The sequence below is a fragment of the Streptomyces sp. NBC_00390 genome, from assembly GCF_036057275.1.
GTDB lineage: Bacteria > Actinomycetota > Actinomycetes > Streptomycetales > Streptomycetaceae > Streptomyces.
The window spans coordinates 7,980,525-7,998,506 of sequence record NZ_CP107945.1 but is presented as its reverse complement, the minus strand read 5'-3'; the positions used below and the strand labels follow the sequence as shown (position 1 = coordinate 7,998,506).

At 72.7% G+C, this 17,982-nt stretch carries 13 protein-coding genes; 8 read left to right on the top strand and 5 right to left on the bottom strand.

Annotated elements, in window-relative coordinates:
* Nucleotides 1-27 precede the first annotated feature (27 nt).
* Together OHS70_RS35575 and OHS70_RS35570 are read left to right on the top strand one after the other, a co-directional pair.
* Entirely contained in the window at nt 28-1,614 is a 1,587-nt protein-coding gene (locus OHS70_RS35575; protein WP_328406129.1) for an FAD-binding oxidoreductase, read from the top strand.
* A gap of 31 nt (nt 1,615-1,645) precedes the next feature.
* The gene (locus tag OHS70_RS35570) at nt 1,646-2,527 is read left to right on the top strand and encodes a diacylglycerol/lipid kinase family protein (protein WP_328404500.1); all 882 of its coding nucleotides are present in this window, start codon (nt 1,646-1,648) and stop codon (nt 2,525-2,527) included.
* Between the two features lie 39 nt (nt 2,528-2,566).
* On the opposite strand, the gene OHS70_RS35565 is transcribed toward OHS70_RS35570, so the two are convergent.
* Complete coding sequence (locus OHS70_RS35565) at nt 2,567-3,811, bottom strand: saccharopine dehydrogenase family protein (protein WP_328404498.1); 1,245 nt, start codon at nt 3,809-3,811, stop codon at nt 2,567-2,569.
* Nucleotides 3,812-3,927: 116 nt separating this feature from the next.
* Here OHS70_RS35565 and OHS70_RS35560 point away from each other — a divergent pair, with 116 nt between their 5' ends.
* Nucleotides 3,928-4,629, top strand: a complete 702-nt coding sequence (locus OHS70_RS35560) for a TetR/AcrR family transcriptional regulator (RefSeq protein WP_328404496.1) — start codon at nt 3,928-3,930, stop codon at nt 4,627-4,629.
* Between the two features lie 18 nt (nt 4,630-4,647).
* On the opposite strand, the gene OHS70_RS35555 is transcribed toward OHS70_RS35560, so the two are convergent.
* Entirely contained in the window at nt 4,648-6,843 is a 2,196-nt protein-coding gene (locus tag OHS70_RS35555; protein WP_328404494.1) for an FUSC family protein, read from the bottom strand.
* On the bottom strand, nt 6,840-7,118 hold the full coding sequence (locus OHS70_RS35550) for a hypothetical protein (protein WP_328404492.1): 279 nt from the start codon (nt 7,116-7,118) through the stop codon (nt 6,840-6,842). The genes OHS70_RS35555 and OHS70_RS35550 overlap by 4 nt, the downstream gene beginning before the upstream one ends.
* Before the next feature lie 249 nt (nt 7,119-7,367).
* Here OHS70_RS35550 and OHS70_RS35545 point away from each other — a divergent pair, with 249 nt between their 5' ends.
* The 5 genes from OHS70_RS35545 (at nt 7,368) to OHS70_RS35525 (ending at nt 12,855) form a co-directional block, all read left to right on the top strand.
* Nucleotides 7,368-7,880, top strand: coding sequence for a hypothetical protein (locus tag OHS70_RS35545; RefSeq protein ID WP_328404491.1), 513 nt, complete (start codon nt 7,368-7,370; stop codon nt 7,878-7,880).
* Nucleotides 7,881-7,923: 43 nt separating this feature from the next.
* The gene (locus OHS70_RS35540) at nt 7,924-8,820 is read left to right on the top strand and encodes a DMT family transporter (protein ID WP_328404489.1); all 897 of its coding nucleotides are present in this window, start codon (nt 7,924-7,926) and stop codon (nt 8,818-8,820) included.
* A gap of 83 nt (nt 8,821-8,903) precedes the next feature.
* A complete protein-coding gene (locus tag OHS70_RS35535; protein WP_328404487.1) occupies nt 8,904-9,596 on the top strand; it encodes a FadR/GntR family transcriptional regulator in 693 nt (230 codons plus the stop codon).
* Nucleotides 9,596-10,996 (top strand): hypothetical protein, encoded by a 1,401-nt coding sequence (locus OHS70_RS35530; RefSeq protein WP_328404485.1) that lies wholly within the window; start codon nt 9,596-9,598, stop codon nt 10,994-10,996. The genes OHS70_RS35535 and OHS70_RS35530 overlap by 1 nt, the downstream gene beginning before the upstream one ends.
* A complete protein-coding gene (locus OHS70_RS35525; protein WP_328404483.1) occupies nt 10,993-12,855 on the top strand; it encodes a GMC family oxidoreductase in 1,863 nt (620 codons plus the stop codon). The genes OHS70_RS35530 and OHS70_RS35525 overlap by 4 nt, the downstream gene beginning before the upstream one ends.
* A 57-nt stretch (nt 12,856-12,912) precedes the next feature.
* Here OHS70_RS35525 and OHS70_RS35520 read toward each other — a convergent pair whose 3' ends face one another.
* Both OHS70_RS35520 and OHS70_RS35515 read right to left on the bottom strand, forming a co-directional pair.
* Nucleotides 12,913-15,858 (bottom strand): tetratricopeptide repeat protein, encoded by a 2,946-nt coding sequence (locus OHS70_RS35520; RefSeq protein WP_328404481.1) that lies wholly within the window; start codon nt 15,856-15,858, stop codon nt 12,913-12,915.
* Nucleotides 15,855-17,756, bottom strand: coding sequence for an HSP90 family protein (locus OHS70_RS35515; RefSeq protein WP_328404479.1), 1,902 nt, complete (start codon nt 17,754-17,756; stop codon nt 15,855-15,857). Before OHS70_RS35515 ends, OHS70_RS35520 begins: the two co-directional genes overlap by 4 nt.
* Between the last annotated feature and the right edge of the window lie 226 nt (nt 17,757-17,982).

Here is a 17,982-nt window from a genome sequence, read left to right as displayed (position 1 = left end):
TGAGGAACGACCCAAGTGACCCAAGACATGCTGTGGAGCGGCTGGGGTGACCCGGCCAAGGCGGCCCCGCTGCCCGACTCGGTGATCGGTCTGCTGCGCGACCTGCTCGGGGTCACGCCCCTCGAGACGGGACCGGCGGTGCTCGACGGCATCGACGTACCCGAGAGCCCGCTTTCCGCCGGGGCGCGCCAGGCGCTTGCCGACTGCGTCGGCGACGCGCACGTGCACACGGACGCGGAGAGCCGCATCCGGCACACCCGCGGCAAGTCCACCCCGGACCTGCTGCGCATCCGCGCCGGTGAGGTCGACGACATCCCGGCGGCCGTCCTGCTTCCGGGCAGCCATGACGAGGTGCTGGCCGTCCTGCGCGCCTGCGCCGAACATGGCGTGGCGGCGGTCCCCTTCGGCGGCGGCACCTCCGTCGTCGGCGGTCTCGCCCCGGAGGTGAAGCGGTCCTTCGTCGCGCTGGATCTGCGCCGCCTCGACGGGCTGCTCGCACTCGACGAGGTCTCGCGCACCGCCACCCTCCAGCCGGGGCTGCGCGCACCCCAGGCGGAGGCGCTGCTCAACGAGCGCGGCTTCACGCTCGGCCACTTCCCGCAGTCGTACGAGTGGGCCTCGATCGGCGGTTTCGCCGCCGCCCGCTCCAGTGGCCAGGCCTCGGCCGGTTACGGCCGCTTCGACGAGATGGTGCTCGGCCTCACCGTCGCCACCCCCGAGGGCACGTGGGAGGCAGGACGGGCGCCGCGTTCGGCCGCCGGCCCCGACCTGCGCCAGCTCGTCCTCGGCTCCGAAGGCGCACTCGGCGTGATCACCTCGGTGACCGTGCGGATCCGGCCCCTGCCCGCGACCCGTGTCTACGAGGGGTGGCGCTTCGCCTCCTTCGAGGCCGGCGCGGCAGCGCTGCGCACGCTTGCCCAGGACGGGCCGCGGCCGACCGTCCTGCGGCTGTCGGACGAGACGGAGACCTTCATCGGTCTCGCCCAGCCGGACAAGATCGGGAACTCGGACGCTCCGCAGCCGGGCGGATGCATGGCCATCGCCGGCTACGAGGGCACCCCCGAGGACACCGAGGACCGCAGGACCCGTGCCCGCGAGGTGCTCCTGGCCTGCGGGGGCGAGTTCGTGGGTGAGGAGCCCGGCGAGCGCTGGGCCCACGGGCGCTACAACGCGCCCTATCTGCGCGACGCGCTGCTGGACGCCGGCGCGTTCGCCGAGACCTTGGAGACCGCCGGGTTCTGGTCCGCACTGCCGGCGCTGTACGACGAGGTGCGCCAGGCCCTCACGGCCACCCTGACGGAGGCCGGCACGCCGCCGCTGGTGATGTGCCACATCTCGCACGTCTACGAGAACGGCGCGTCGCTCTACTTCACCGTGGTCTCGGCGCAGGGGGACGACCCGGTCGCGCACTGGGCCCCGGTCAAGCGGGCCGCCAACGACGCGATCCTTGCGGCCGGCGGCACCATCAGCCACCATCACGGCGTCGGGACCGACCACCGCGACTGGTTCACCCAGGAGATCGGTCCGCTCGGCATTCGCGTCCTGAAGGCCGTCAAGGCCGAACTCGACCCGGCTGCCGTCCTCAATCCCGGCGTGCTCATCCCCGTCCGCTGACCGAGCCCCCTGCTGTCCGAAAGGCACCTATATGCGACAGTTCACCGCCGTCGTCAATCCGACCGCAGGGGGTTCCAGCGGTACGGCGGCCCTGCTTCCGCTGGCCCGGCTCCTGCGGGAGGCCGGCGCGCAGCTCGACACGCAGTACAGCCGCAGCCTCGAGCATGCGCAGGAGCTGGCCCGGCGGGCCGGCGAGCAGGGGCATGTCGTACTCGCCGTCGGCGGGGACGGGATAGCCGGGTGCGTGGGCGGGGCCCTCAGCGGCACGGACACCGTGTTCGGCCTCGTGCCGGCCGGCCGCGGCAACGACTTCGCCCGCGCGCTGGGGCTGCCCTCCGACCCGGCACCCCTGGCCGAGCTGCTGCTGCACGGCGAACCACGGGCCGTCGACACGATCGAGGTCGAGTCGGCCGTGCACGCCAGGACCACCGTGCTGGGCAGCGTGTACGCGGGCGTCGACGCGGTCGCCAACCGGTACGCCAACACCTCCCGGCTGCTGCGCGGTGCCGCCTCGTACTACGCCGGCGGGCTGCGGGCGGTCGTGTCGTGGCGGCCCGCCGCGTACCGGATCACCATCGACGGCGTGGAGCACGAGCGGCTCGGCTACACGGTCGTCGCGGCCAACTCCGGCTTCTACGGCTTCGGCCGCAAGGTCGCCCCGGAGGCGCGGCTCGACGACGGGCTGCTCGATGTCGTCGTCATCCAGCACGCCCCCAAGCGCCTGTTCTTCACGATGATGAACGAACTGAAGACGGGCGCGCACCTCAAGCGTCCCCAGGTGGAGATCCTGCGGGGCAAGGAGGTCCGTATCGAGGCCGACCGGGAGGTGCCGTACGGCGCCGACGGCGAGGTCGACGCGACGCTTCCCGTGACGGTGCGGGTGCAGCCGGGCGCACTCAACGTACTCGGCTGACGCGAGCGGGACGGCCCCTGGACGGGGCCGTCCCGCTGCTCACTGCTCGCGCATGCCCCAGGGGGAGCCGTACTCCTCGAGGAGATCGAGGAAGGGACGGGCGTCGAAGGCTTCCGGCCCGAGAATGCCCCTCCCCGACCAGGCGTCGGTCGCGACGAGTTCGAGGGCGACCACCGGGTTGACGGCCGTCTGCCACACGACGGCCTGGCTGCCGTACTCCTTCATGGACCACTCGTTGTCGACGACGTGGTACAGGTAGACCTCGCGCGGCCGGCCGTCCTTGGTGCCCTTGACCCAGGTGCCCGCACAGGTCTTGCCGCGCATCCGGTCGCCGAGAGTGGCGGGATCGGGCAGGCAGGCCGCGACCACGTCACGCGGCGAGACCTGGACCGGCCCTTCGGGCCCCTTCACCATGACCGGATCGGTCTTGTCCAGACCCACCTGGTGCAGGACCTGCAGCGTGTTGATGAAGTCCGTGCCGAGGCCGTACTTGAAGGTGACCCGGTTCGCCTCCACCCAGCGCGGGATCAGCAGCACCTCTTCATGCTCGACGTTGACGCACTCGACCGGCCCGATGCCCTCGGGGAAGTCGAACACCTCGGGCTCGCTGAACGGCGGTGTCGTGAACCAGCCGCGGCCGGCCTCGAAGATCACCGGCGGGTTGAGGCACTCCTCGATCGTCGTCCAGATACTGAACGAGGGCGCGAAGTCGTAGCCCTCCACCGTGAGGTTCGCTCCGTCCCGGATCCCGACCTCCTCGATGGAGTCGAACAGTTCGTCGGCGGCGTAGCGGGCGAACACATCCGACAGACCCGGCTCCACTCCCATGCCGACGAGGGCCAGCCGGCCCGACTTCTCCCAGTCGTCCGCCAGCGAGAACTGCTCGTCGCCCAGTTTGACCCCGCACTCCTCGTACGGCCGCTCCGGGTGCGGATGCGACAGGGACATCGCCATGTCGAGGTAGTGTGCGCCTGCCGCGAGCGACGCGCGGAACAGCGGCATGACGAAGCGGGGGTCGGTCGCGTTCAGCAGGGCGTCGCAGCGCTCCCGCCGGAGAAGTTCCGTGACCGCCGCCTCGTCCGATGCGTCGATCCGGGCGGCGGCGAACCGGCCTTCCTCCGGTCCGCCGGAGCCGCTCCCGGCGGACGCGACGGCGGCCACGGCAGCCTCGGCTCGCGCCTGGTCGTAGTCGGCGACGACCATCCGTTCGAAGAATCCACGGCGGGCGGCGATCCGGGTGATGGCCGTACCCACACCACCGGCGCCGATCAGCAAGATGCGCATGACGAGGTCCTTCCCTGTTTCCCGGGGACTGTCCCGGCCCCCCGATCAAACTCATCGGCGGTTGATACGGTCAATGGCGTTGGCATAAGGCGCTCCCCGCGAGGAAAGGCAGGCCGATGGCGAAGAAGGTGGTGCCGGAGTCCGAGCGGCGGCGTCGTCGTCCCACGAAGACGGGCGTGGTCCTTTCGGAGCAGCTGATCGTGACGACGGCGCTGCGGATGCTGCGTGAGCATGGCGCCGCCGGGCTGACCGCCCGCCGTATCGGTGCCGCGCTGGGGGCCGATCCGAGCTCGCTCTACCGGTACTTCCGCGGTATGGACGAGCTGACGCTGGCCGTCGGTGACGAGCTGATCGGCCGCGCACTGCGTGGCTGGTCCGCGTCCGCCGACTGGCGGGCCGACCTGCGCGAGCTGGGTCTGCGCATCCATGCCGCCTATCTGGCCCATCCGCAGGCCGCGGTGCTGACGGCGAGCCGCGTCTCCGGACGTGCCCATGAGATCGCGTCGGACGAGATCATCCTCGGCGTGCTGCACCGGGCGGGTTTCCCCACGCCCGCGGCGGTGCGCGTCTACCACTGCTTCATCGACCAGACGCTGGCCTTCGCCGCGCTCGACGCGGCCACCGCCGCGCTGCCCGAGGCGGCCCGCCGGGCGGACGAAGCCGTCTGGCAGGCCACGTACGCCCGGCTGCCCGCGGACACACACCCCTGTATCGCACCGGCGGCGCCGCATCTCGTCGCGGAGATGAACGTCAGCGCCTATCCGGCGGCGCTGGACATGCTCATCGAGAGCGCTGCGGCCCGGCTCGCCGCAGTGTGACGGCCGCACGGGGCCGGGTCATCCTGGCGCCGGCGCCGACGGGCTCTCGATCCGGGCGAGTTGAGCGGCAAGGCTGCCCAGCCATTGCTCCAGGTCGATGAGCACCGGCAGTGGAGGGCTGACCGGTGGCTCGGTGGACGGGCGGAACACCGAGCGGACAGGAGTCCGCCTCGGCGCTCCCTCGGCACACAGTTCGGCCACCCGGTCGGTGGCGAGCGCGACTTGATCCGCCGCCGTACCGACCCGGGCGACCGCATCCGGGGGGATGGCCACTGTCGGCTGGTCGATGCGGGGCAGCGAGTGGACACCCAGCAGGACGTGGTTGGCGGCGATGAGGACGGCATGCCAGTCCCACATCGCGGCCGGCCGTTCGCCCGGTTCGCTGCGGAACTGCAGATAGGCGGCTTCGGCGAGACGCAGACAGTGCAGGGCGGGAATCGTGGAGGGTGGGGGAACGGATCCGGGCGGTTCGGCCACGAGCCCCCGGACGGTGCCCGGGACCAGCGGGGCACAGGCATGCAGCAGCGCGCCCATCGTTCGTCGGACCTCCCGGCGCGCTCCGGCGGGCCACGCGAGCAGCCCGCACAGCAGGCCGATCGCGCTGCCGGTGACCACGTCCTCGATCCGGATCTCCGCCAACTGCCAGGAAGCGGGAGCGAGCTGGGCGAACGCCGCCGCGACCACCAGCGTGAACAGTGCCTGCGCCCAGGCGATGCCCAGCAGTGGCCCCAGTGCGAAGGCCGCCAGCATGCCGGGTGCGAGCAGTACCGCGTAGGCGTTGGTGTGCTGCCCGGCCACGAACAGCAGCGTGCCTGCCGCCACGGCCCCCAAAAGAGTGCCGATCACCGCCGAACGCACCGCCGACCAGGTCTCCCACACGGTCGTACGACCGAGCGTCAGCACCGCGAGCAGCACCCAGAAGCCGTGTTCCAGATCCAGCGACCCTGCCACCAGCCGGGCCGCGCCCAGTCCTACGGCGATGCGGACCGCGTTCTGGAACTGCACCGAACGCAGGGTCATGTTGCCGGCGAGACGCCGCCACCACAGCGCGGGGGCGCTCGCGTCGGCGTACCAGAACAGCTCCTGGGGCGGGATCGGATCCGTACGTCTGCCGTCGAGCCCGACCGTCACGGAGACATACAGTGTCCGGACGGAAACGGCGGTGCCGAGGACTGCGGCCTGACGGCGCAGCGCCCTGCCGCCGGGTACGCGGTGCGGGGGGCCGCTCGCCTGGGCGAGGCGCTGTGCCTGGAAGTCCCGAATCGCCGTGTCCAGGGCAACGAGGCCGGCGGCGGGGGGCGGCCGTCCGGTGCGCAGGGCGGCCGCGACGGCATCACACAGCGCGGACACGCGGGCGAGGAGGCCGGCCGACGTGGCATCCGCGTCGGCGTCGGCGCTGCTCCCCGGCGGGGCGGTGCCGGCCGGCCGGAGATCCCCCGAGTGGGCCAGTTGGTCCAGCAGTCTGCGGGCCGCCGTACCGGCGTGCGCAAGCGCCCGGTCCGCCCGGCCGGGCCCTGCGGGCCGTTCGGCGGGCGGCAGGCTGGACAGCCGCAGGTTCCGGCCGGTCGCCCGCAGTTGGTCCGCAAAGGCGGCCTGCTCCGGCGGCGGACGGGCCGCCGTATCGTCTCCCGCCGCGGAGGCGGCGGTCGAGATGGCGTCCGCCAGCCGCTCGCGGTAGGGGACGGCCGTCGGCGCGGGGAGCAGGAAGACCTCGCACAGGGCCAGCACCAGCACGCCGAGGGTGATGCCGGTCAGCCGGTCCCCCAGGGCCTGTGGTGCGTAGGGCGGGAAACACGCCAGGATGTAGCAGAGCTGGAGCCCTGGCGCCGCTCCGGCCGCGCGGGGGCCTGCTACCGCGGCGAAGGCGAGCACGAACCCGACGACCAGCATCCCGAGGACCGCCGCCCAGGTGCTCACTGCCAGCACTGTGCCCAGCACGACCAGCAGCAGGCCGACGGGCAGCGCACGCAGCATCACGGCGGCCCGCTGCCGCCCCGATCCCGGGATCTGTGACATCGCGCCGAGCGCCACCGGCCCGAACAGAGCGTAGATCGCCGTCTCCGGCCGGTCCACGACGTACACGAAGGGGTAGAACCCGGCGCTCGCGGCCACGGTGACCCGGACGGCCCTGTGCACGATCGCCGTACGGTCGGGACCGGACGGGACGAAGTGGTGACGCTGCCCGCCCTTGCGGGCGGATTCGGCGCGCGTCACGGCAGTACCTCACGGCTGCCGTCCGCCATGCCGACGGCCGCGGGCGGTGACTGCGACAGCCCCCGGCCGTGAACGGCGAGCCGGTGGCGTACAGCCGTGTCGACGACCGACGCGGCCGGCATCGCGGCCCCGCCGGGCCGTGGGACGGCGTCAGATGCGTACTCGGGCGGCCGTTCGAGCGTCATCGCCGTGCTCGCCGCCGACGCGCCGGCGAGCGCGACCACGGCCGTGATGAAGGCCCCCGTCCGCGCCGTGGTTGACGGCTCTGCGCGCATGGGCACGTTCCTCTCGGGCGATGCCTGGCAGGCGTCGCGAGTGGGCCGGGCGTGGGCCCGCGTCCCATTGTGGGTGTGTACGCGGCGGACCGCAGCCCGGGCCGCGGAGTCCGGGGTGCGGCGGACGGGACGCGGACCAGGCCGCCCGGGCGGCCTGGTCCGGGACGCGGCGGACGTCCCGTTCGGCGAGCCGGATCGCGCGGGACGGGCGGGCCGGGGTGACCATGGCAGAGGGTGCAAGGAGGTCGTATGCCCGCCGAGTCCGCTGCTGCCGAGTTCGCTGCGCCGCGTGCCGTCGTCCCACTGCTCTGGGAGGTGACGGAGCGGTACTTCACCCTGCTGCAGGCCCATGCGTCCGCGGAGCGGATGCGGGAGGAGGTGCTGACCGACGACTTCCGCACCGGGTTCGTCGACGGTCTGGTCCGGGAGGGTGACCAGGGGCTGCGGGAGTTCCTCGCCGCGCGCTCGGACTTCTTCGACGAGTCGCACACCGTCGAGCAGATGTCCACGCCCGAGCAGCTCCCCGACGGCCGCGTGCGGGTCCGCACCCGGCTCCAGTTCTTTCTGCGGCAGCGGATCGGCAAGGCGCCGGCGAGCGACAGCTTCACGGGAAAGGCGTTCCACCTGTGGGAGTTCGCTCCACGGCCGGACGGGTCGTGGCGCGTGGCGGCCCAGCTGGTGGAGGGCTTCGCCGCGCTCGACGCCAACGCCCGGCGGCTGTTCTCGCAGCCCGCCTCCGGGCTGACCCTCGACGACCGCTGACCCGGACCCCGCCACCCGACCGCCCCCCACGGAGGCCGACCACGTGCGCACCTTCCTGCCGGTCCTGTTCGCGCTCTGCGCGGCGCTGAGCAACGCCGTCGCCACCGTTCTCCAGCGCAAGGCCGCCCTGAGCGTGCCGCGGTCGGAAGGTCTGCGTGCGGGGCTGATGGTCGATCTGCTGCGGCGGCCGCTGTGGCTGGCCGGGATCGGGGCCGTGATCGCCGCCGGTGTCTGCCAGGCGCTGGCCCTCGCGACCGGTCCGCTGACCGTCGTGCAGCCGCTGTTCATCCTCGAACTGCCGCTCACGCTCGTCGTCGCCTCGCTGCTGATGCACCGTGGACTGCCGCGGTCCGGTTGGCTGGCGGTGGCTGTGGTGGTGGTCGGGCTCGGCGTCGCGCTGGCCGCGGCGTCCCCCTCGGGCAACCGCACCCATGTAGCGCTGGACCGCTGGATCCCCGCACTCGCGGTGTGCGTCGCAGCGGTCGTCGTTCTCTGTCTGACGGCGATCAAGCATCCCGAGGGCCGGATCCGGGCAGGTTGTCTGGGCGCAGCCACCGCCATCGGATTCGCGGTGACGGCGGCCTTGATGAAGGCGTCCATGCACATCCTCGACGACTACGGAGTCGCCGCGTTCTTCACCTCCTGGCAGACGTACGCCTTCGCGGCGGTCGGCGGGGGCGCGCTGTTCCTGCTGGAGAACGCGATGCAGGCCGGGCCGCTGGTCGCCTCGCAGCCCGCCCTCACCCTCGGCGACGCGACGGTGAGTATGGTGCTCGGAATCATCATCTACGAGGAACACGTCCGCGCCGGCTGGTGGTTGCTGCCTCAGCTGCTCGGTGTCGCCCTGATCGCCGCGGGTGTCCTGGCACTTGCCCGGATCCCGCTCACGCAGTCGCTGGTCGCACCCGACGAACCGCAGAAGGACGCGGACGCCCTGTAGTCGGTTCTGCGTGGTACGGACCCTTGCTTCCCGACCCCTCAGCGTGGTTCAGTGGCTCATCCACTCAGCCACTGAGGAGAATTGTGGAGACACTGCCCCGCGAGACGATCGTCGACGCACTGGAGATGCGCCTGAGGGAGGACATCCTCACCGGCCGCCATCCCACCGGCAGTTATCTGCCTCCCGAGCGCGAACTCGCGGACGGCTACGGCGTCACCCGGACCACCCTCAAGCACGCCTTCGGCCGCCTGGTGCAGGCCGGACTGCTGGAGACCCGGCACGGCGTGGGCACCCGGGTGCGGGACTACGCGCGCCTCGGCGGTGCGGATCTGCTGCCCATGCTGGTGCGGCACAGCCCCGGCTGGCTCGGCGAGATCTTCGAAGTACGGCGCAGCATCGGCGCGTTGATCGCGGGCCGCGCCGCCGAGAAGGGCACGGCGACGCAACGCACCGAGCTGCGGGAGTTGCTGGCCGCTGTAGCGGGCGCCGAGGGCGGGGATGCGGTCCAGCTCGCCGACATCGAGGTGCACCGTGCGCTGGCGCGCGCCACCGGCAACCGGGTCTACACCCTGCTGACCAACACCCTCTTCAACGCCTACGTACCGATGCGGGCCCATCTGGTGGGGCCGTTCCTGGACCCGGAGGCCGCCCATGCGCGACTGGCCCCGGTCGTCGAAGCGGTCTGCGCGGGCGACGGTGCGGCGGCGCGCGCCGCTGCCGATGTGTATCTGAGCGCCACCGAGCGGATCATGCTCGACGGACTGGGGGTCGGGTGATGGCCGGGCGCGGAACGGAGTTCACCGAGACCATGGCCGGTTCGGTGCGGCTGGCCGGCGAGAGCGAGACGCGTCCGATGCGGCTCGATCTGGCCGTACGGGCCGAGGAGTTGATGCTCCCGCACCGGACGACCGACGGCACGCTGAGCGGCCGGGTGCGGATCGCCGGGTGGGCCGACGACCGCGATGTCCGGGGCGAGCTGGAGATATCGCCGATCGCCCGGCGGCGGATCCGCTACCGGCTGGACTTCACCGCCGAGGACGGCCGCCGCTACTCGCTCGACGGGTGGAAGTCCGTCTCGGCGCTGCGGCCGGTGCAGTCGATGACGGTACTCCCGTTCACGCTGCTGGCGGACGGCAAGGAGGCCGGACGAGGCACTCTGCGCTTCCGCGTGGCGACCGCGCTGCTGCCCTTCCTGGGCAGCTTCCGCTTTCCCCGGGCCCGGGGCGCACAGGACACGGCACGGCATCTGGCACCGCGCTGGAACGGCAGCCCCGGCCGCACCGAGGTCTGGTACACCACGCTCACCGACCCCAAGACCCGCACCGGAGTGTGGCTGCACCACGAGCTGACCGCGCCGGCCGACGGCTCCCCCGCACACGCACACGGCTGGGTCGCACTCTTCCCGCCCGAAGGCCCAGTCGAGCACGCCCGGTTCGGCCCCGAACCGTGGCAGCCGGATCCTGCCGGCTTCAGTGTGGAGGGGATCGAGGCCGGACCCGGCCGGCTGCGGGGGTCCGCGGGCGGATTCGGCTGGGATCTCACCGAACGCCCGGATGGCGAGCCCCTGTTCACCTTCCCGCGCTGGTCCTGGCGGCGTCCGCTGCTGCCGGCCGCGCAGATCCTCCCGTCCGCGCACGCCTCCTACACCGGCACGGTCAAGCACCCGGGTGGCGAACTGCACCTCGACGCAGCCCCGGGCGCTTCCGCCCGGATCTACGGACACGGCAACGCCCGCCGCTGGGCGTGGCTGCACGCCGACCTGGGCGGCGGCGACGTCCTCGAGATCGTGGCCGCCGTGTCCATGCGTCCCGGGCTGAACAAGCTGCCGCCGCTCACCTTCCTGCGACTGCGCAGGAACGGCCGCACCTGGCCGCGCCGGGCGGAGCGCAGCGCCGTCGGCTGGGCGGGGCTCGGCCGCTTCCGGACACGTATCGGCCTGCCCGTATGGACGGTGAGCGGCACGGCGGGGCTGCGCCGCATCCGGGTCGAGGTGACCCAGCCCGAGGAACGCACCCTGGCGCTCGACTACACCGATCCCGACGGCGGGGCCGCCGTGTGCCGCAACAGCGAGAGCGCGGACGCCCGGGTCCTGCTGGAGCGGTGGTGGGGCCGGTGGCGTACGGAAGCCGAGTGGTTCCTCGACGGCACGGCGCACGCGGAGGTGGGCGACCGGTGAGCAACAGGCTCGGCGGCCTCGTCGCCGCTCTTCTCGCCGACGACGGCAGCGCGTCCTGGCCCGGTGCGGTGACCGACCGGCTCGGCAGGATGCTCGATGCGATGCCCGCAGCGGCCCGGGCCGGGGTGCACGGTGCGGCCGCGGCCATCGACGCGTACGCCGCGGTACGCACGGGCCGGCGGCTGAGCGGGCTCACGCCGGGCGAGCGGGAGAACGTGCTGGCCTCGCTGACCGCCCGCCCCGCACTGGTGCCCGTGCTGGACGCCGTGAAAGTCCCGGTGATGCTGGCCGCGGGCACGGAACGGATGCTCCACGAGGAGCCGCGCCGCGCGCCCTCCGCGCCGCCGTTCGAGGATCCGCCGCTGGACTGCGTGGCGTCGGCCGAGTGGCCGGACCGTTCGACGGCCGACGCCGTCGTGATCGGCTCCGGCGCGGGCGGTGCGATCGCCGCGCGCACGCTCGCCCGCGCCGGGATGCGTGTCGTGGTCCTGGAGGAGGGACGCCGGCACACCACCGCCGGATTCGGGCGGCGGGCACCGCTTGACCGGTTCGCGGAGCTGTACCGCGACGGAGGCGCGACCGTCGCGCTCGGCAACCCGCCCGTGGTGCTTCCGGTGGGCCGGGCGGTGGGAGGCACCACCGTCGTCAACTCCGGTACGTGCTACCGCACTCCGGACCATGTGCTCGCGCGCTGGCGCGACAGGTTCGGAGTGGACCTGGCCGACGCGGCCTCCTTCGCGGCGCGCCTCGACGAGGTCGAACGCACTCTGCGGGTGGCGACCCAGCCGCTCGACGTCCTGGGCCGCAACGGGCGCACGGCCCTGGTCGGCGCCGAGATCCTCGGCTGGAAGGCCGGACCCCTGCGGCGCAACGCGCCTGGCTGCAAGGGCTCGTGCCAGTGCGTCGTCGGCTGTCCGACCGGCGCCAAGCAGAGCGTTCAGCTGTCCGTGCTGCCTGACGCATGCGCCGCGGGGGCACGGATCGTCACCAGCGCGTACGTGCGCCGCATCCTGACCGATCCGGACCGGCCCGGCGGCCCGCGGGCCTGTGGCGTCAGCGTACGGCGGCCGGACGGAACGGACTTCGAGATCCTCGCACCGCTCGTCGTCGTCGCGGCCGGGGCGCTGCACTCTCCCCCGCTGCTGCGGCGTTCCGGTCTCGGCCGTCACCCCCGGCTCGGGCGCAATCTCGCCGTCCATCCGGCGACCAGCGTCGCCGGGCGCTTCACGGAACGGATCACCGCGTGGCACGGCGTCCTGCAGAGCGTCGGCATCGAGCAGCACCACGACGACGGGATCCTCATCGAGGCCACGGCCGGGCCTCCGGGCATGGGATCGTTCGTGTTGCCCGGCGTGGGACGCGCCCTGCGGACGGAACTGGAGGAGGCGGGCAACCTCGCCACACTCGGCGCGATGATCGCCGACCGGCCCTCGGGCCGGGTCCTGGGAGCTCGGCGCAGTGTGCTGCGCTACGACCTCGATCCTCGCGACGGCCGACGGCTGCTGCGCGCGGTCGAGGCCATGGGAGAGCTGCTGTTCGCGGCAGGCGCCGAGGAGGTCCTGACGGGGATCGCGGCCGCGCCTCGGGCCCGTTCCGTCGCGGAACTGAGGCTGCTCCTAGGGAATGTGACGGCACGACAGCTGCATCTGTCGGCGTTCCACCCGACGGGGACGGTCGCCATCGGGGCCGACACGCAGACCGCGCCCGCCGATCCCCATGGCCGGCTGCGCGGCGTGCACGGCGTCCTGGTCGTGGACGGATCGGCGTTGCCGAGCTGTCCTGAGGTGAACCCTCAGCTGACCATCATGGCAACGGCACTGGCGGTGTGCGAGGCCGCTGCCGCGGGCGGCCCGGCCTGACCCCAGGGGCAGAGCGGCGGTTACGGGGCACCGGCCTGCGGCCGGTGCCCCGTAATGTCAGCTCGGCGGTGTGAGCTGCCCCAGCGTGTGCTCCAGACGGCGCACGGCGGAGCGGGCGCCGTCCGACGGCAGGGCCGAGAGTTCGCCGATCAGTGCGCGCACCCGGGCAGTCGCGTCGTCGGTGCGGTCGAGTTCCCGTTCGGTCCAGGCCGCGCGGACGACGCAGCGGGCTCGCTCGTCCAGTACCTCGGCGCCGAGCGCCTCGAACGCGGCGTCGGCCCTGTCGAGCAGGACGAGCGCCTCACGGCGGACGGCAGCCGCTTCCCCACCGTCCTGGGACCCGCCTTCGTCCTCCCCATCGTCGTCCTCGTCGTATTCGTACAGGTCGTCGAGGAGCAGCTCTGCCGTCTGTGTCCATGTCCTGGCGCGCTCCAGCAGGAGCTCGGGCCCGTCGCCGCCGACAGCCGAAAGCGCCTTCTCCATCAGATCCTTCGCGGCCCGTGAGTCACCCTCCTGGGCCTCGAGCCATGCCAGGGACCGCAGTGCCCGGGCGAGGGCGACCGCTTCGCCCACGGTCTCCCACAGGTCGACCGCGCGGTGGTAGGCGGCTACGGCCTCGTCCTGCATCCCCGCGCCCGCGAGGCATTCGGCGGCGAGCGTGGCCAGCTGGGCGTGCGGCCGCTGGTGTTCCCAGCCCTTGACCACCTCGGCGGCGAGCAGATACTGCTCGGCGGCGGCCCGCTGGTCACCGAGTGCGCGCAGGTTCCGCGCGAGCGTCTCCCGTGCCTGCACGGCGCGCTCGTCGCCGTGCTCCAGCAGGTCCGGCAGCACGGACTCGAGCACTTCGGCCGCCTCGGCGGCGCGTCCGGTCTCGCCGTAGGCCTGGGCGAGGACCAGGCGGGCATACGCTCCCGCGCCGGCCGAGTCCCCGGCTGCATCGAACCAGTGCGTCGCCTCCAGGGCGTAGAGCGCTGCTTCGGACTCCTTGCCGTCATGCTGGTAGAGGATCTCGGCCAGCGTGAGCCGTATCCGCCCCAGCTCGTCCGGCTCGACGAGTTCGGCGCCGTGCGTGAGGGCGGCGCGCGCCACCTGCTCGGCCTCCTGCGGGCGTTGCAGCATCAGCAGCAGCCGGGCGCGGCGGCTCAGGGACTCGGCGGCGTCCCACGGCCGGCCGGCGGTGATGCTGCGCCCGGCCGCGGAGGCGAACAGCTCGTCGGCACGCTCCACGTCGCCCGTGTGCCAGGCCTGTTCGGCCCGCAACTGCTCGGCGTCGGAGAGCAGATCGCCGATCTCGCCGCCCTCCTGAGTGACCGCGCCGGCGAACTCGGCGACGAACGCCGCCAGATCGGAGTCGAAACGCGTGTGGTCGAGGACGAGCTCACCGCCGTCCGTGTCCCGCAGGGCCGGCTCGAGCTTCAGCGCGGACAGTGCGGCCGTCGCGATCCGCCGTGTCCTGGTGGGATCGGACGGGTCCAGCGCCTGCGCCGACGCCGTGGCCGTCGCCAGCAGCTTCCGGATCTCGTCCGGCTCCGCCCCCGTTTGCGCTGCCGCGTACACCACCCTCAGCTCGTTGAGGGCCGCCCGGCCGGGGTCTCCGGCTGCCCGGTAGGCGGCGACGGTCTGCTCGAAGAAGCTGCGGACGGTGTCCCCGCCCGCGTGGCCCGCGCGGACCGCGCGGCGTTCCAGCAGGTCGGCGGCGAGCATCGGGTCGGGCGCCTCGTCCCGCTCGGCGACCAGAGCGTCGACCCTGTCCCATGCGGACGATGCCTTCGGGTGGCCTTGCGTGCGCAGTTGGCGTGCCTCGGCCACCAGCTCGGACAACGGCTGCTGCGACGCCGCCTCCTGCGGTGCCGGTGCGACAGCCGCAGAAGGTACGGCGGCGGTGAGCGACGCGGCCCGGACGCCCAGAGGCAGGCTGTCCACCAGCGGCCGGGCTCCGCGCCGGCCGGCCAGCCGGCGGGAGACCACGTCGCTGCCGTTGCGCAGGTCGAAGCGGGCCGCGATCGACACGGCCTCGGAGTCCAGGATGTCGTACAGCTCTCGCACCGTGCGCTGCTGTCCCGCGTACGCGACCGCGGGCTGCGTCTGAAGGCCGAGGGCCAGCAGGCGCTGGAGCAGTACGAGCGTCCCGGTGAACATCTCCAGTCGCGCCGAGGGGTTGCCCTGTGAGGTGAGGTGCGAGGCGTGCTCGGCGAGCAGTTCGAGGCCCCGGCCCTCGTTCCCGGTCAGTGCGCAGAACTCGATGTGCAGACCGATCGACGGCAGCAGGCTTTCGTTGCCCCGCGCCATGCGGTAGCCGCGCAAATGGTTTCTGCGGGCCTCGTCGGCGCGCCCGGTCCGCAACAGCGGCAGCAGTGACTTGGCGAGGACCCGGTGCGGCTCCTCCATGCAGGTGGAGCGGCCGGCGAGGACCGGCTCCCACACTTGCAGAGCCTTCTCGTCCTGTCCCTGTCGCAGCCAGTACCAGCCCTGGTCGTTGAGCTCGCAGGCGTGGCAGTTGGCCATCTGATCACGGTCAGCCGCGGTCCACGCGGCGAACGCGCGCGCCGCCCGCTCGGTGTCGCCGGTGTCGTCGGCGAGTTCGAACTCGGCCTGCCGAACGGCTCGTTCGCTGTAGCCGCCGACGCGGTACCGGCGCTCCATCTCGGCGAGCCACTTCTCCATGCTCGCGAGCGGCATCTCCGGCAGGGACAGCATGCCGGAGCTGACCCACTTGAACAGCCAGTGGAAGGTGTAGGTGTCACTGGAGTCGAACGCCGAGGGGTCCTGGTCCCACTCCTGAAGGAGCCGGGCGAACGGGACCATCATCTTGCCCCGCTCGGTGCTGTACTCGTACGCCTTGATCAGGCCGAACAGGGCCTGACGGAGCAGGTCGCGGTTACCGGTCGACTCGGCGGCCGCGACCAGTTCCTCGGCGCGCGCGTTGCGCAGGAGGCCGTTGGGCGCGGACGCGTTCTCCCACAGGGCACGGCGGATGTCCCCGGGGGGCGGGCTGGTGGTCACTTGTCGCCCTCCTCGGACGTGACGGCCTGAGCGGTGATCGGATGTGTGGCCCATTCCAGAAGGCCGAGGAAGGCCCGGTTGAGCAGTGACGTGTCGGCGGGGCGCAGCGGGCGCTGGGCCATCAGCAGGGCCTGGCCGTACAGCGACTCGACGGCGGTGCCGGCCAGCTCGGCGTCGGTGATGGCGGCGATGCGGCGGACCAGGGGGTTGTTGTGGTTGAGGACGAGCCGGGCGCGCGGTGCCGAGCCGCGCAGTGCGCCGAGGATGTCGCTCCACAGGTTGTCGGCGCTCTCCTCGGCCGCCGCGCGGTCCCGCTCGTGGCGGGCCTCGCGGTCGTCGAGGAAGAGCGCCGGTACGGTCACCGGCTGGAAGGCCCGTAGCGCCACGTCGCACGCGAGTGGGTCGAGGCGGGTCCGGGCCGTGGCGAGGAAGGCGGCGAGGGCCAGTTCCTGGTGGGGCTCGACCGGGTCGAGATGTGCCGTGACAGCGCCCGCGTCGAGTTCGCTGACGGTGACCTCGTCCCTGATCTGCGGCAGCAGGGCGATGAGATCGGCGTCGTAGGTGTACCCGCCGTTGACGACTCCCAGGCCGTGTGCGGCCGCGATGGGCGAGACCTGACGGAACTCCTCGACGGTGCGCGTGAAGTGGACCTGGGGGTGCGCGCGGACGAACTCGTCGAGCGTGACGCGGCCGTCGCTGGTTTCGAACGGCAGCCACGGCAGCATCAGCGCGAACAGTTCCGCGTCGTGCCGGGCCATGGACTTGACGCCCAGATGGTGCACGGTGAGGAAGGCGGCGAGGCGGTCGGGATCACCGGCGGCGAGCTCGGCGAGCCATTCGCGGATCCGGACGCCCAGCGCTTCGCGTACGGCGGCGAGCGTCTCGTCGTCGTACAGGTTCTCCCGGGACGCGGTGGGGCGAAGGGTGTCGGTGTCGAGGACGACCCGGACGAAGAACGCCCAGTCCGGAAGCAGGTTGTCCGCCCGGTCGGTGAGGAGCATGCCCTTCAGGTAGACGCGGTGGGCCGCCCGGTGGGCAGGGCTGGTCGCGGCGGGGAGGACGTAGCCGACTCCTCGCACCCCGGCGACGGGCAGGTCCAGGTCGATGGAGTCGAGCGGCGTGAACCCGAAGACACGCGAGCAGTGCCCGGCGAGCGCGACACGGCGAGCGGTGGGCGTCGGGTGGGCCCGGTCCCATACGGCGGGCCGCTCGGTCAGGGGACGGTCGATGGCGTCCGGGCCGATGAAGGTGACGTCGTGGGGCAGCAGCGAACCGAAGTCCGCGGCGAGTTCGGCGACGCGCCCGGGGTCGGTCCATTCCTGGGCGCCGGGCCGCGGCTCCAGCCGGACGGTCGTGCCGGGTTCCGGACGGGCCTCGTGGGGCAGGGTCCGCACCGTGTACGAACCGTCGTCGCTCGCCAGCCACTCGACGGGCGGCTCGTCGGGCTTGCGCGCGGACCGCGACACGACGCGGATCTGCCGGGCGACGACGAAGCAGGCGAGCAGTCCGATGCCGAACTGGCCGAGAAACTCCTGCCGCGCGTTCTCCAGACCGTCGCGTTTGGAACTGCGGCCGATGGTGGCGAGCAGCGTGTGCACCTCGTCGGAGGTCAGGCCGATGCCTGTGTCCTCCATGACGACGGCGTCGCCCGTAGCCGTGAGGCGGATGTTCATGGGCGCCGACGGGTCGTGGGCGAGGCGGGCGGTGACGGCGTCCACCGCGTTCTGGAGCAGTTCGCGCACGTAGACGCGGGGGCTCGAGTAGAGGTGGTGGGAGAGCAGGTCGACAAGACCCCGCAGGTCCACCTGGAAGGTGTTGGCCGTCGGCAGGGACGCCTGGTCGCCGTCGGGCGACGCGTCTGCTGCCGGTCGGGAGGATTCGGGCGAGGAGAGGTTCATGGGCGCAGGGGGCGTCCTCGCGACTCCGATGTGGCGGCCGCGGGCGCGGGTCGGGCGATCGCGGGGTCCCCCCCTCACGAATCGCGATATGGCCCGGCCCCCGGCCTCGGCGGCGCAGGCACGCGTACACAGGCGTGCCTGCGCCGCCGAGGAGGGCCCGGAATTGATGACCATGGTAAGGACGGGCACCGACAATGCCCAGAGACTTTCACCGTGCGGCGGTCCT

Bases quoted from the DNA above. Each gene is read 5' to 3' on its own strand.
- OHS70_RS35515 (WP_328404479.1), bottom strand. From the start codon at position 17,756: ATGAACCTCTCCTCGCCCGAATCCTCCCGACCGGCAGCAGACGCGTCG.
- OHS70_RS35575 (WP_328406129.1), top strand. From the start codon at position 28: ATGCTGTGGAGCGGCTGGGGTGACCCGGCCAAGGCGGCCCCGCTGCCC.
- OHS70_RS35570 (WP_328404500.1), top strand. From the start codon at position 1,646: ATGCGACAGTTCACCGCCGTCGTCAATCCGACCGCAGGGGGTTCCAGC.
- OHS70_RS35545 (WP_328404491.1), top strand. From the start codon at position 7,368: ATGCCCGCCGAGTCCGCTGCTGCCGAGTTCGCTGCGCCGCGTGCCGTC.
- OHS70_RS35565 (WP_328404498.1), bottom strand. From the start codon at position 3,811: ATGCGCATCTTGCTGATCGGCGCCGGTGGTGTGGGTACGGCCATCACC.
- OHS70_RS35550 (WP_328404492.1), bottom strand. From the start codon at position 7,118: ATGCGCGCAGAGCCGTCAACCACGGCGCGGACGGGGGCCTTCATCACG.
- OHS70_RS35560 (WP_328404496.1), top strand. From the start codon at position 3,928: ATGGCGAAGAAGGTGGTGCCGGAGTCCGAGCGGCGGCGTCGTCGTCCC.
- OHS70_RS35530 (WP_328404485.1), top strand. From the start codon at position 9,596: ATGGCCGGGCGCGGAACGGAGTTCACCGAGACCATGGCCGGTTCGGTG.